The 12,500-nt window shown below is 64.9% G+C and carries 15 protein-coding genes and 1 pseudogene; 9 read left to right on the plus strand and 7 right to left on the minus strand.

What is annotated here, in order from left to right:
* Positions 1-163 precede the first annotated feature (163 nt).
* Both RQH86_RS05410 and RQH86_RS05415 read left to right on the plus strand, forming a co-directional pair.
* Complete coding sequence (locus tag RQH86_RS05410) at positions 164-667, plus strand: DUF2007 domain-containing protein (RefSeq protein WP_115527320.1); 504 nt, start codon at positions 164-166, stop codon at positions 665-667.
* A gap of 94 nt (positions 668-761) precedes the next feature.
* Positions 762-1,955, plus strand: a complete 1,194-nt coding sequence (locus RQH86_RS05415) for a sigma-70 family RNA polymerase sigma factor (protein WP_311239475.1) — start codon at positions 762-764, stop codon at positions 1,953-1,955.
* 194 nt (positions 1,956-2,149) lie between these two features.
* Here the strand turns inward: RQH86_RS05415 and RQH86_RS05420 are convergent, their stop codons facing one another.
* Positions 2,150-2,749 (minus strand): EF-hand domain-containing protein, encoded by a 600-nt coding sequence (locus RQH86_RS05420; protein ID WP_311239474.1) that lies wholly within the window; start codon positions 2,747-2,749, stop codon positions 2,150-2,152.
* A gap of 39 nt (positions 2,750-2,788) precedes the next feature.
* On the opposite strand from RQH86_RS05420, the gene RQH86_RS05425 reads away from it, so the two are divergent.
* Together RQH86_RS05425 and RQH86_RS05430 are read left to right on the plus strand one after the other, a co-directional pair.
* Positions 2,789-3,703, plus strand: a complete 915-nt coding sequence (locus RQH86_RS05425) for an arginyltransferase (protein ID WP_115527318.1) — start codon at positions 2,789-2,791, stop codon at positions 3,701-3,703.
* A gap of 51 nt (positions 3,704-3,754) precedes the next feature.
* Complete coding sequence (locus RQH86_RS05430; RefSeq protein WP_311239473.1) at positions 3,755-4,984, plus strand: endonuclease/exonuclease/phosphatase family protein; 1,230 nt, start codon at positions 3,755-3,757, stop codon at positions 4,982-4,984.
* Between the two features lie 263 nt (positions 4,985-5,247).
* Here the strand turns inward: RQH86_RS05430 and purT are convergent, their stop codons facing one another.
* Positions 5,248-6,450: a formate-dependent phosphoribosylglycinamide formyltransferase gene (gene purT, locus RQH86_RS05435; RefSeq protein ID WP_311239472.1), complete on the minus strand. Its 1,203-nt coding sequence runs from the start codon at positions 6,448-6,450 to the stop codon at positions 5,248-5,250.
* 127 nt (positions 6,451-6,577) lie between these two features.
* Here purT and RQH86_RS05440 point away from each other — a divergent pair, with 127 nt between their 5' ends.
* From RQH86_RS05440 to RQH86_RS05460, 5 genes are all read left to right on the plus strand, one after another.
* On the plus strand, positions 6,578-7,447 hold the full coding sequence (locus RQH86_RS05440; RefSeq protein WP_311239471.1) for an SPFH domain-containing protein: 870 nt from the start codon (positions 6,578-6,580) through the stop codon (positions 7,445-7,447).
* A 9-nt stretch (positions 7,448-7,456) separates the two neighbouring features.
* Positions 7,457-7,741, plus strand: a complete 285-nt coding sequence (locus RQH86_RS05445; protein WP_311239470.1) for a hypothetical protein — start codon at positions 7,457-7,459, stop codon at positions 7,739-7,741.
* On the plus strand, positions 7,738-7,917 hold the full coding sequence (locus RQH86_RS05450; RefSeq protein ID WP_311239469.1) for an Arc family DNA binding domain-containing protein: 180 nt from the start codon (positions 7,738-7,740) through the stop codon (positions 7,915-7,917). Before RQH86_RS05445 ends, RQH86_RS05450 begins: the two co-directional genes overlap by 4 nt.
* Positions 7,918-8,089: 172 nt before the next feature.
* Positions 8,090-8,701, plus strand: coding sequence for a PH domain-containing protein (locus RQH86_RS05455; protein ID WP_311239468.1), 612 nt, complete (start codon positions 8,090-8,092; stop codon positions 8,699-8,701).
* Between the two features lie 15 nt (positions 8,702-8,716).
* Positions 8,717-9,514 carry a D-alanyl-D-alanine carboxypeptidase family protein gene (locus tag RQH86_RS05460; RefSeq protein ID WP_311239467.1) on the plus strand — a complete coding sequence of 266 codons (798 nt, stop codon included), beginning with the start codon at positions 8,717-8,719 and terminating at the stop codon, positions 9,512-9,514.
* Positions 9,515-9,547: 33 nt separating this feature from the next.
* Here the strand turns inward: RQH86_RS05460 and RQH86_RS05465 are convergent, their stop codons facing one another.
* The 5 genes and pseudogenes from RQH86_RS05465 to RQH86_RS05485 all read right to left on the minus strand — a co-directional run.
* Positions 9,548-10,222, minus strand: coding sequence for a DNA-3-methyladenine glycosylase (locus RQH86_RS05465; RefSeq protein WP_311239466.1), 675 nt, complete (start codon positions 10,220-10,222; stop codon positions 9,548-9,550).
* A 1-nt stretch (position 10,223) separates the two neighbouring features.
* Positions 10,224-10,595, minus strand: coding sequence for a DUF423 domain-containing protein (locus RQH86_RS05470; protein WP_055845594.1), 372 nt, complete (start codon positions 10,593-10,595; stop codon positions 10,224-10,226).
* Between the two features lie 96 nt (positions 10,596-10,691).
* On the minus strand, positions 10,692-11,876 hold the full coding sequence (locus tag RQH86_RS05475) for an SRPBCC family protein (protein ID WP_055845596.1): 1,185 nt from the start codon (positions 11,874-11,876) through the stop codon (positions 10,692-10,694).
* 367 nt (positions 11,877-12,243) lie between these two features.
* The gene (locus RQH86_RS05480; RefSeq protein ID WP_311260578.1) at positions 12,244-12,387 is read right to left on the minus strand and encodes a transcriptional regulator; all 144 of its coding nucleotides are present in this window, start codon (positions 12,385-12,387) and stop codon (positions 12,244-12,246) included.
* A gap of 7 nt (positions 12,388-12,394) precedes the next feature.
* A pseudogene (locus RQH86_RS05485) lies at positions 12,395-12,463 on the minus strand (DNA-binding response regulator); the annotation flags it as partial.
* Positions 12,464-12,500: the final 37 nt, after the last annotated feature.

Here is a 12,500-nt window from a genome sequence, read left to right on the forward strand (position 1 = left end):
CATGCGGCCGGTTCGTCGCGCAGCATGCAAGCGACGCGCCGACCAGCTCACCGGCGCGCGTGCAGCCGCTTAGCCACAGTCATCACCCACATCCTTCTTTTCATCTTGAACCGGCGCAGCACTGGCGCCATTTGTTCGGGACCCAACGGCGGTTTCCACCAACATGCGCAAGATCTTCAGCAGTCAACGTATCGAAACCGCCGAGGGCGTGGCCAATCTATTGCGCAACGCCGGCATCGATGTGCGCATGAGCAATGGCCGCTCGTATGAGAGCAAGCGCACCGGGCAGTTCAGCTACCTGGAGCAAGGCAACGCGCAGGCGTATCCCACCGTGTGGATCGTGCACGCCGACGACCAGCCGCGCGCGCGCGACCTGCTGCGCGATGCACGCCTGCTCGACACCACCCGCCGCGATCTGCCGAATGTGGAATACACCTTCCGCGAAGGCGAAAACGGATCCAGCACCACCGCGCGCAGCTGGGCCTGGCGTATCCGTCTGGTGCTGTTGCTGGTGATCGGCGCGGTTGCGATGTTCGTGGTGCTGCGCCATCGCAATGCGCCGGCGCCAGTGGCTCAGCCGGCATCGCAGCAAGCGACGCCGGCCACCGCGACACCGCCTGCGGCAGAGGATGAAGAAGTGCGCGTGCGGATCCAGCCGGTACGCTGAGCAGCTGACGTCAGCACCTGCATCAACCGGCATCGCAGCAGTCACATCCGCCGCTCCCATGCGTCATGCTGGGACCAGGACAGGGATTGCGCCGATGCACACCGACACGCTGGACCTGATGTTGCAACGCGAACTGCCGCATGCCGCGGCCGGCTGCCAGCAGGCCTACGGCCGCATCGTGCGCGCCTGCCAGAACACGGTAACCGCCATCGCGCTGGCGATCACCCGCGATATCGCCGCCAGCGAGGACATCGCCCAGGAAGCCTTTCTGCGCGCCTGGCAGCGGCTCGCGCAATTGCATCAGCCGGCCAGCTTCCTGCCGTGGCTGCGGCAGATTACCCGCAACCTGGCGCGCGACTGGCTGCGCGCCAACCGGCACCGCGCGCTCAACGGCGAAGCGGCCGACCTCGCCATCGCGATGGCAGCCGACCCGGCCCCCTCGCCCGCAGACCGCCTGCTGCACGTGGAAGAAGAGATCGCCGCACTCGACATCATTTCTGCATTGCCCGAAGAAAGCCGCGAAACGCTGCTGCTGTACTACCGCGAAGGCCAGAGCTCGCAGCAGGTGGCCTCGCTGCTCGGTCTGAGCGATGCGGCCGTGCGTAAGCGCCTGTCGCGCGCACGTGCCAGCGTGCGCGGCGAGCTGCTGCGCCGTTTCGGCGAGTTCGCCCGTGGCAGCGCGCCCAGCGTTGCCTTCGCCACCGCCGTCACCTCGGCAACGATGCTGGCAGCGCCGGGAACCGCGAGCGCGGCCATCGCATTGGGCGGCATCGGTGGCGCGAGCAAACTGGGCATGGGCGGATTGACCGGCTCTGCCGTCAGCGGTGGCAGCGCGGCGGGCGCACTGAGCGTCTGGCTCGGCATGCCGGCGCTGTTCGCTGCTGGCGCCGTGCTGGTTGCTGGATTCGGCACGTACTGGTCGTGCTGGTATCTGCTGCGCTTTGCGCAGACCGCCGCCGAGGCAGCCGCGATTCGTCGTTTCATGCGCATCGCCACGCTGACCTCGGTGCTGGTGGTGGGCGGCACGCTGCTGTTGAAACATCTGGATGCGGGCGCCTGGGCATCGCTGCTGATGCTCTTCGCGGGCATGGCGGTGCTCAACTATCAATCCCTCCGGGTGCTGCCACGCGTCATGCGCCCCATGCTGGAACGCGATGCGCAACGACGCCGCGCCACGCGGGCACCGCTGCTGTATCGCTGCATGTTCAGTCCAGGCGCGACGCTGGTGAGCACCGCGGCCCTCATGCTGCCCATCGTGCAGCACTACATGAAGCTGGGCGTGCCCTGATTCTGGCGTAACGTCACCGGCGCAAGCACCAATCGCGAACACTCCGATCAACAAAAAACGGCCTCCTGCTTGCGCGGGAGGCCGTTGGTCGATCGGCGCCTTGTTGCGTGTTGCTGTTTACCTGCTGCGTATGACGACAGCGCTGCCCCGTTCGCAGCACGGCGACCGGGTAATGCTCCAGCCACTACAGGAACTCAGTTGCCCGCGGCAGGCTTGGCCGGCATCGGACGCTTGCCGTGATCGCCACGGTCGCCGTGCTCACCCGGGCCACGCGGACCACGCTCGCCGCGCATCTTGGATGCGGCGTCGAACTCGGCCTTGCTCAGCTTGCCGTCCTTGTCGGTGTCGGCCTTGGCAAACCACGCATCGCGATGCTGCTGCATGCGTAGCTCACGGTCGGCGCGATCCACAAAGCCGTCCTTGTTGACGTCCATCTGATCGAAGCGCGCGGCAAACTTCGGGTCGGCCTTGGCTTCCTCACGACTGATGCGGCCGTCCTTGTTGGTGTCGAGTTTAGCCATCCACTCGCCACGCCCCTCGCGACCCGGACCGCGATGACGCGGGCGCTCATCGCGCGAGAGCTTGCCGTCCTTGTTGGTGTCCAGCGTGTCGAACTGCGCAGCCAGCTTGGGGTCAGCGGCGGCTTCGCTACGATCGATGACGCCATCGTTATTGCTGTCGAGCTTGCCAGGACGCGGCGCATCGCCGGCAGCAGGCGGAGTGGCGGCGAACACGACGCCGGTGGACAGCGCAGCCAGCACGGCCAGGGCGAGGAAAGGTTTGCGAGACGTCATGAGAAACTCCTGATTGTGGGAACCACACGCGGCACCTGCATGGGCCGCATCGCGTGGGTGGCGCATCCGGAGAGGCCGTGCGCTGCCACCAACACCCACATCAACGAGCCATCGGCGCACACGTTGACGCGCACACCTGGCGTATTCATCCGGCGGACAGTCGCCGCTGTTGCGACGCACAGGCGCTATCCTGCGCGCATGGCCATCCACGCCGACACCCACGACGACCTGCGCCTGTTCCAGACCGGCGAGCATGCCTGCGGCTACTGGCCCGAGCGTCGTGCGCGCGATCTGGTGCTGGACCCACATGACCCGCGCCTGGGCACGATCTATCCGCAGGCATTGGCGTGGGGGTTTCGTCGCTCCGGCGATCTGGTCTACCGGCCGCATTGCGAACGCTGCCGCGCGTGCGTGCCGGTGCGCATTGCAGTGGATGCGTTTCGACCCGATCGCAGTCAACGCCGTTGCCTTGCGCGCAATCAGGATCTGGTCGTGCGCGTGGTCGCAGCCGAACGCACCGACGAGCAACTCGCCCTGTATCGCCAGTACCTCAAATCCCGACACCCCGGTGGCGGCATGGACGAGCATGGCGGCACCGAATTCGATCAGTTCCTGATCGGCGGCTGGTCGCATGGGCGGTTTCTGGAGATTCGCGAACCGGCGGTGGCGCATGCACCTGGGCGGCTGCTCGCCGTTGCGGTCACCGACGTCACCGAGCATGCGTTGTCTGCGGTGTACACGTTCTACGCGCCGGAGGCGGCCGCGCGCGGCCTGGGTACTTTCGCGATCCTGCAGCAGATTCAATGGGCTCAGCGCGAGCGACGCGCGCATGTGTATCTGGGCTACTGGATCGACGGCCATGCAAAGATGAATTACAAGCGTCGTTTCAGCGCACTGGAAGCCTACGACGGCCGCCAGTGGCGCGGATTACCCGCGACCGCATCGGCACCGTGAATCGCAGCGCGCGACATCGGCCTGTCGCATCCAGCATGCGAGAATCGCGAGATGATCAGACCTCTTTTGTTGCTTGTGCTGACCGCGCTCTGCGCTGCCTGTACCCATCGCACGCCGGCATCGGCCGCTACCTCCGATAGCGCCACCGGCGACCCTGTGCCGACACAGCTGCGCATCGCCACCTACAACACCTCGTTGTACTCCGACGAGGCCGGCGGCCTGGTGCGCGAACTGCAGGGCGACAGCGCGCATGCACGCAAGATCGCCGCGGTGCTGCAGCGCGTACGTCCGGATCTGGTGTTGCTCAACGAATTCGATTTCGACCCGGACCACCGCGCTGCCGATCTGTTCCAGCAGCGCTACCTGCAGGTCGCCCAGCCAGGCGGCGGCGAGCCGTTGCGTTATCCGTATCGGTATCTGGCACCGGTCAATACCGGCGTGCCGAGCGGCCTGGATCTGGACAGCAACGGCACCGTCGGTGGCGATGGCCGCTCGCGTGGTAACGATGCCTGGGGCTATGGGCTGCATCCTGGTCAGTACGGGATGTTGGTGCTGTCGCGGTATCCGATCGATGCGCAGTCTGTGCGCAGTTTTCAATTGCTGAAATGGAACGCACTGCCGGGCGCATTGCGGCCGCTGGATCCGGGTACCGGGCAGTCGTTCTATAGCGATGCGATCTGGCCGCAACTGCGCCTATCGTCAAAATCGCATTGGGACGTGCCGGTGCGCACGCCGCTCGGCGTCGTGCATGCGCTGGTCTCGCATCCGACGCCACCGGTGTTCGACGGTGCGGAAAAGCGCAACGCCGCACGCAACCACGACGAGCTCGCGCTGTGGCGTGCGTACCTGGACAACGCCGCCGACAGCAAGCGCTGGCTGTGCGATGACAAGGGGATCTGCGGCGGCTTGGCGGCCGATGCGCACTTTGTGATCCTGGGCGATCTGAACAACGATCCGATCGATGGCGCAGGCCGCCACGACGCGATCCGCGCACTGATCAATCATCCGAGCGTGCTGCAATACCCTACCCCGCGCAGCGACGGCGGCCCGGAAAAGACCGCCGAATACGCCGCGCAAGGCATCGTGCACACCGGCGACCCGTACCAGGTCAGCGGTGACTTCGGCCCGCAAGCCGGCACCATGCGCCTGGACTACGTGCTGCCATCGCACCAGTTCACCCTGATCGGCAGCGGCATCTTCTGGCCGGCCAGCACCGCCCCGGAAGCGGCAATTGCCGATGGCAGCGACCATCATGCGGTGTGGGTGGATGTTGGTTTGTAGCCGGGATTAGCGATGAGGGAGTTGGGATTGGTAACGTCGCGTTCTGGAATCTGCCGTACTTCCCAAGCCTGCGATGACAGGCCCATGGACGCAGGCATCGCTTGCGCTGGCGCTGTAGAGAGCTGACGACAGCTGCACTTCGGCGAGTGACTGCTCGCACAGCTTGCCATCGCTGTTGATGGCAAGCGCGTCGACACATGCTTGCAGCTGGCGTTCCGAAAGAAGTGCAGCACCAAGCTGCACTCTTTCAAGCAAGGCGCTGCTCAGTCTTTCAACTGAATCGTCAACGCCGCAGCCGCTACGCGCGCTTTCTCGCGTGCTGCATCGATGCTGTCAGCACGCGCCAACGTGACGCCGACACGGCGGTGGCCGTCTACGCGCGGTTTGCCGAACAGGCGCAGCGCGGTGTCCGGGTCGCGCAATGCATCGGCAACGTTGTCGAACACCGGCACGCCATTGCCGTGCGCAAGCAGCGCACAGGACGCCGACGGGCCGCTCTGACGGATGACGCCGCCGTTTTCAGCACCGACCGGCAGGCCGAGGATTGCGCGGGCGTGCAGCGCGAATTCGCTCAATTCCTGCGACACCAGCGTTACCAGGCCGGTGTCGTGCGGACGCGGCGAGACTTCGCTGAACCACACCTCGTCGCCCTTGACGAACAACTCCACGCCGAACAAGCCCCAGCCGCCCAGATCGTCGGTGATGGCTTTCGCAATCTCCTGCGAGCGCTGCAATGCGGCAGCCGACATCGGTTGCGGCTGCCAGCTTTCGCGGTAGTCGCCCTCCTGCTGCCAGTGGCCGATCGGGTCGCAGTACGAGGTGCCGCCCGCGTGCCGCACGGTCAGCAAGGTGATCTCGTAATCGAAATCGATAAAGCCTTCGACAATGCAGCGCCCGGCGCCGGCACGTCCACCAGTCTGCGCGTAGTCCCACGCCGCATCGATGTCGGCCTCGCTGCGCAAGGTGCTCTGGCCTTTGCCCGAGGACGACATCACCGGCTTGACCACGCACGGCAGGCCCACCGCGGCGATCGCATCGCGGTACTCGGCAGCGGTGTCGACAAAGCGATACGGCGAGGTCGGCAGGCCCAGGGTTTCGGCAGCCAGGCGGCGGATGCCTTCGCGGTCCATGGTGAGGCGTGCGGCGCGCGCGGTGGGAATCACGCGCTGGCCCTGATCGCGCTCCAGCGCCACCAGGGTTTCGGTATGGATGGCTTCGATCTCCGGCACGATCAGGTGCGGCTGCTCGGCGGCGATCAGCGCGCGCAGCGCGGCGGGATCGAGCATGTCCAGCACATGCGAGCGGTGCGCCACCTGCATCGCCGGTGCATTGGCATAGCGATCGGCCGCGATCACTTCCACCCCGAAGCGCTGCAGTTCGATCGCCACTTCCTTACCCAGTTCGCCCGACCCCAGCAGCAGCACCCGGGTGGCGGAAGGCGATAACGGCGTGCCGAGAGTAGTCATGAGCGCGGGTCCAGATCGGAAGGGGGCGGCCATTCTAACTGGGCCTTCCCCTCGAACGCTGCCCGCAAATCTTGCATCACCTGATATCACTTTGATATCTTTATTCCAAACTCAAGGACATCCGCTCATGAAAGAGAAGCCGATCAACTCACTGCCTGGCATCCCCGTCATCGTCGCCGTGGGTGCGGCGTTCGCAGCCAGCGCCTGGATGCTGCTTACCGTGGCGGCCTCGGCCGAGGCGATTCCGCTCGCGTTGATCGCCACCATCGTGGTGGTTGCCGTCGGCATCTTCTTCCTGGCCGGGCTGTACACCCTGGAACCCAACCAGGCCGCCGTGCTCAGCCTGTTCGGCAAGTACGTAGGCACGGTCAAGGACCCTGGCCTGCGTTGGAACAGCCCCTTTTACGCCAAGCGCCGGGTCAGCCAGCGTGTGCGCAATTTCGAAAGCGGCCGGCTCAAGGTCAACGAACTGGATGGCAGCCCGATCGAAATTGCTGCCGTGATCGTGTGGCAGGTCATGGATGCATCGGAGGCGGTGTACAACGTCGACGACTACGAAAGCTTCGTGCATATCCAGTCCGAAGCGGCGCTGCGCGCCATGGCCACCAGCTATCCCTACGATCAGCACGAAGATGGTCAGATTTCGTTGCGCAGCCATCCGGCCGAAATCAGCGAACAGCTCAAGCGCCATCTCGACGAGCGCCTGACCCAAGCCGGCGTGGATGTGATCGAAGCGCGCATCAGCCATCTCGCCTACGCACCGGAAATCGCGCAAGCCATGCTGCAGCGCCAGCAAGCCAATGCAGTGATCGCCGCACGCACGCGCATCGTGGCGGGCGCCGTGGGCATGGTGGAGATGGCACTGGCCGAGTTGCAGAAAAACGGCGTGGTGCAGCTGGACGAAGAGCGCAAGGCGCATATGGTCAGCAACCTGCTCACCGTGTTGTGTTCTGATCGCGGCACCCAGCCGGTGGTCAACGCCGGCTCGCTCTATTGAGGTGAAACAATGAATGTCATGGTGCCGCTGGTGGTCGCTCTATCCGGCTTGCCCGCGCTGGCGATCGCCGCCTCCATCGGTGCGGACGACGACGACCGCGCACGCGGTCTGGGCCTGCGCTGGGCGCTGATCAGCCTGGTGATCCTGATCGGCGCTGCCTGCCTGTACTGGGCCGGCGACAACCGCGCCGGTATCTATGCGGTGGTGATCGGCATGATCATCGGCGTCAACGTATTGATCGTCTCAATGGTCATGCACCTGCGCCGCCACAGCGGCCGCGGTGAGCACGAGTGAGCGAAAAGAAGGCCTACCCGCTGCGCATCAACGCCGATGTACTGGCTGCCATGCAGCGCTGGTCCGACGACGAGCTACGCAGCCTCAACGCGCAGATCGAATACGTGCTGCGCGATGCGCTACGCAAGGCAGGGCGCTTGCCGAAGCCGCAGGGCGACAAGGAGCCGCAGACATGAGCAGGCGCTGCAACGGGCGAAGCGTCGCCGCATCGCCGTCATGTCTCCACGCCGTCAACGGCGATGACATCCAGGTCGCGGCGGCCCTACCGAACAAGCCCGGCATGCTCGCTGTCAGGCGCCCACACGTATCGCCAAGCGTCACGCCACGGGTGCCGATCAAGGAAGCCCGATGACGACGCGATCCGGCCAACGCCACGGCAACGTTGCACAGCACACGGCACACACCGGTCACCGCCAGCCACCGCACCGACGCGAGTACGCCGTCGCACCTGTCGCGCCCTGGGGGCTTGCGCTGTGGCTGTGGCTTCCGTTGCTGGCTGTCGCGTGCGTGATCGTCGTGGTACATGCGGACAATGTCCGTCATGGGCATCCTGCCGCCCTGTACGCCCACCTGGCACTGCTGCTGGCAATCGCAGTGAGCTGCACCGCCGCGCATGCGCGACGCGGTATCCGGCTGCAGGACGATCGCTTGATCGTGCGCTCGACACTGTTCACCAAGCAAGTGTCCGTCGACCAGATGCGGCTGGACACCGCGAGCGTGGTCGATCTGGCCGAGCACCCGGCCTTCAAGCCAGGCCGAAAGTCGTTGGGCTTTGGCTATCCGGGTTTCCATTCCGGGTACTACCGCAGCAGACAGGCAGGCCCGGGGTTCTATCTGATCACCCAATCGGCCCGCGTGCTGACCCTCCCACTCAAGGACGGCAGCGTAGTCGTGCTCAGTCCCGAACAGCCGCGCCAGCTGCTGCAGGATCTACAGCAACTGGCCGCGCAACGCGCTTAGCCCTACCCTGTCGCGATGCGCCCAAGACTGTCCCTGCTGCTCAACACCACCGCCATCGAACTGGTGCCAGCTGCCCTCTTGCGCGCGCGCAGCAATGCCGATGCGCGCGTACTGGCGCAGGCCGACTGGCTACTGCGGCGCAAACGCGATGGGCGCTATCTGGCCGCGCAGCTGCCGCACGGGCTAATGCCGCTGGTGCCGCGACTGGCGCGCGAACCTGGCCTGGACGAGGCACTGGACCGGCTGCAGGGCGCCACTGCGCGTTCCAGCCAAGGCTACGCGGGCGTCCTTGCGGTCGACGGCTTGCAACATCGCCTCACACAGCTCGGGCTTGTTGCCGATGACTATGTAGAACAGACCGGCCTGCGCCTGATCGCCGAACCGGCAACGTTGCAGTTCGCCGGGCGCGATCGCTTCGGCCGGCCGCTCTGGCTCAGCGCAGGTGCCGTGCGTGCGTGGCATCAGATGCGTACGGCTGCGCTGCGTGCGGACATCGTGCTCGATGCGATCTCCGGCTACCGCAGCCACGATTACCAACTGGGCATCTTCGAACGCAAGTTTGCACGCGGGCTGACGCTGGACCAGATTCTGGCGGTCAACGCCGCACCGGGCTTCAGCGAACATCACAGCGGCGATGCACTCGATATCGGCACTCCGGGCGAACCACCGGCCGAGGAATCGTTCGAGGCCACCACCGCGTTTGCGTGGCTGCGCAGTCACGCGCCGCACTTCGGCTACCGCCTGAGTTATCCGCGCGACAACCCGCACGGCATCGTCTACGAACCCTGGCATTGGTGTTGGCACGCGGGCTGATGCATGCCGCAATCCGGCGTGCACCGAGTGCACCTATTCCTGCGAGCGCGGGGTCGGCACTTTCGCCGCGACGCTGAAGTCGGCGATCTTCCATAGATAGAACGCGGCGTAAGTGCGGTATGGGCCCCAGCGTTGTCCGCGCTCGGCAAGTTCCTTCGGCGTGGGCATCTGCTCTTGTTTGTCCACGCGCTGGGCGCCCTTGCGCACACCCAGGTCGTCGATGGGCAGCAGGTCCGGGCGGCCCAGGCGGAACATCAGCATCATTTCCACCGTCCAGCGGCCGATGCCACGCACCGGCACCAGTGCTTCGACGATGGCGTCGTCTTCCATAAAGGCCAGTCTGCGTAACGAGGGGATTTCTCCATCCAGCTCACGCCGCGCCAGATCGCGCAGTGCCAGCGCCTTGTTGCCAGAGACGCCGCAGGCGCGCAGCGCCGCATCGTCCACGCGCCCCAGGGTGTCGGCATGCAGACGGCTCGATCCGATCGCCACCTCCACCCGCGCCACGATCGTGGATGCGGCCTTGCCACTGAGTTGCTGAAACAAGATGGCACGCGCCAACGCGTCCACCGGGTCGAACGGTTTGCGCCAACCTGGCTGCGGAGCGATGGGGCCGATGCGCTTCATCCACGCGCCCAACGCACGGTCGCGCCGGCTCAACTGCGCGAACGCCGCCTCTACATCGAATCCGCGGGCATGCCGTGGCATCTCAGCGCCTCAACGCGCCGATCGCCAACACCACCCAGCCCAGCATCAGGCCGACCCCACCGATCGGTGCAAGGCTGGTCGGCCAGTGCAGCAAGGCGCCGCCGACCAGGCTGCCGGCAAACAGCAACGTACCGAGCAACAACAGATACAACCCGACGCGCGCGAGCGCACGCGTTTCGGTGGCACCCAGCACGACCAGCACGGCGCCGTGCCCGAATGCGTACAGCGATGCCAACTGCAGCCGCGACTGCACCAGCGCGTCGGTCACGCCGTGCGAGGCGTAGGCAGACAGCCCCACCGCGATGGCGGCCAGCAAGCCGCCGCAAAAGGCCAGCAACGAGGGATGTTTCTTGCGACGTTCGATTAAAGACATGCGGGCAGTTTCCGTTGCGGCGCCGTGGCGCAAAAAAAAACGCGCCGCAAGACTGCGGCGCGTTTTCGTCTGGATCAGATCATCGTTGTGAAACGATTACTTGATGGCCCAGTAGACGTCATAGGTACCGTCCTGCGTAAACGACTTGTCCACGCCGCCCTTCCAGGACTCGTACGGACGTTCGGTGACGTCGTTGCCGCCAGTGGCAGACCAGGCACGCAGGGAGCTGCGGACGGCATCCAGGCCGGCCATATGGCCTGCGTAGGTAGCAAATGCCGAACGGTGCGCCTTGGTGCGCTCGTACTTCACCGGGGCTTCGGACGGGATGTTGAGCTTCAGCTCTTCACCCGTTGCGGCAACCGGTGTCGCATCGACAGGTGCAGCAGCTGCTGCGGCGTCGTCCTTCTTGGCGTCGGTCTTGGCGGTGTCAGTCTTGGCATCGGCCTTCGGCGCGCCACCGGCACGCTTGCGGACCGGCTGCACGACGTCGAACGCGTACTTGTCGCTGGCAAAGTCGGTGGTGACGATCCGAACCGGACCAGCAGCTTCCAGACCATTGGCGTCCATCACGCGCTTGATCCACTCCTGGTTGTCCTTGATCGACTTCTTGATCGTCTCGTTATCACGATCGATGTTGCCCGCGGTGACGACCAACAGGTCCTCGGCCGGCACATCGACGATCTTGAGATCGCTCAACACCGGCTTGCCGTCCAGCTGCGCGCGGTAGTCAAAGTTCGGCACGGTGGCCAATGCAGTTGCCAGACGCGACAGGCCCAGTTTCAGGTCGTCGCCCACGTGACGGCTGACATACAAGCCCGCATAACGACCAAACAGGTTCCAGCCGTACTTGACACTGTAATCCTGGGTGATCTTGACGTTTTTGTTGTTCTTGCCGGTCGGAGCCAGAGTGAAATTGGTGACCTTGTCGTAGCCCTTGGTGGGATCTTCGATCGCGATCTCAACACGCTCGTTCTTGACGGTGTTTTTAATTTCCCAGCTGCCGCTGCCGATATAGCCCTCGGTGGAGCTGTATTCGACGCGTGCACCCTTGCCCTCTTCCGGGCCGGCCAGCTTCAGCTGGATCTTCGGGTCACGCAGCACAAGCGGGTTCCAATCCTTGAAACGACGGAAGCTGTTCACGGTGTCGTAAACAATCGTCATTCTGCGGTTGGTCTCAACACTCTCGGACATCTGCCGCTCCGAGGGCAACACCAAGCCCACCACGACAAACAAGCCAGCCACGATCCCCAAGGCGATCAGGAACTCGATAATACGGGTCATTCAGGAGGTCTCCGGGGCCGATCCCACGGCCGGGTTGAGTGAAGCGAAGCCACCATCCTAGCAGGCTTCGAGAAAGATGTTCAGTTGTGCGACGGGTAGCGCGGTCTTGCGGTGTCATTTAGCGCACGCGGCGCTGTTGCGGAACTGCGCAATCCCAGTCTGTACAAGGGCTTGCGCCAATTGCGCGCAGTCATCATGCACATCGCGCGCTGCGTGCGTGTGATGCCGCGTTAGCCAAAGGCATTTAGGGGTGTGTTACCGCCCCACTCGGCGCAACGCAATCGCATAAACATGCGTGCAGGACGGCGATGCCGCATCGGGCAGCAATCGCCGTGCAGGGCGGCATTGAGTTACGACGGCACTGCCGTCAGACGAGCTGCAGTTCGAATGCCTTGAGCACCGCACAGGTGCGGTCGCGCGCGCCCAACTTGGACAGGGTGAGCAGGCGCTGCCTGCAAGCCGCAGGCTTGCGCGCCCGCGAACGCCCGGCGCGCTGCGCCAGGCGGGACATCCTGCCGTCAGACCAGCTGCAGCTCGAATGCCTTGAGTACCGCACAGGTGCGGTCGCGCACGCCCAACTTGGACAGGGTGAGCAGGCGCTGACTGCAAGCCGCAGGCTTGCGC

Origin of the sequence: Xanthomonas sp. WCS2018Noco2-27, from assembly GCF_031843525.1 — a bacterium.
GTDB lineage: Bacteria > Pseudomonadota > Gammaproteobacteria > Xanthomonadales > Xanthomonadaceae > Xanthomonas.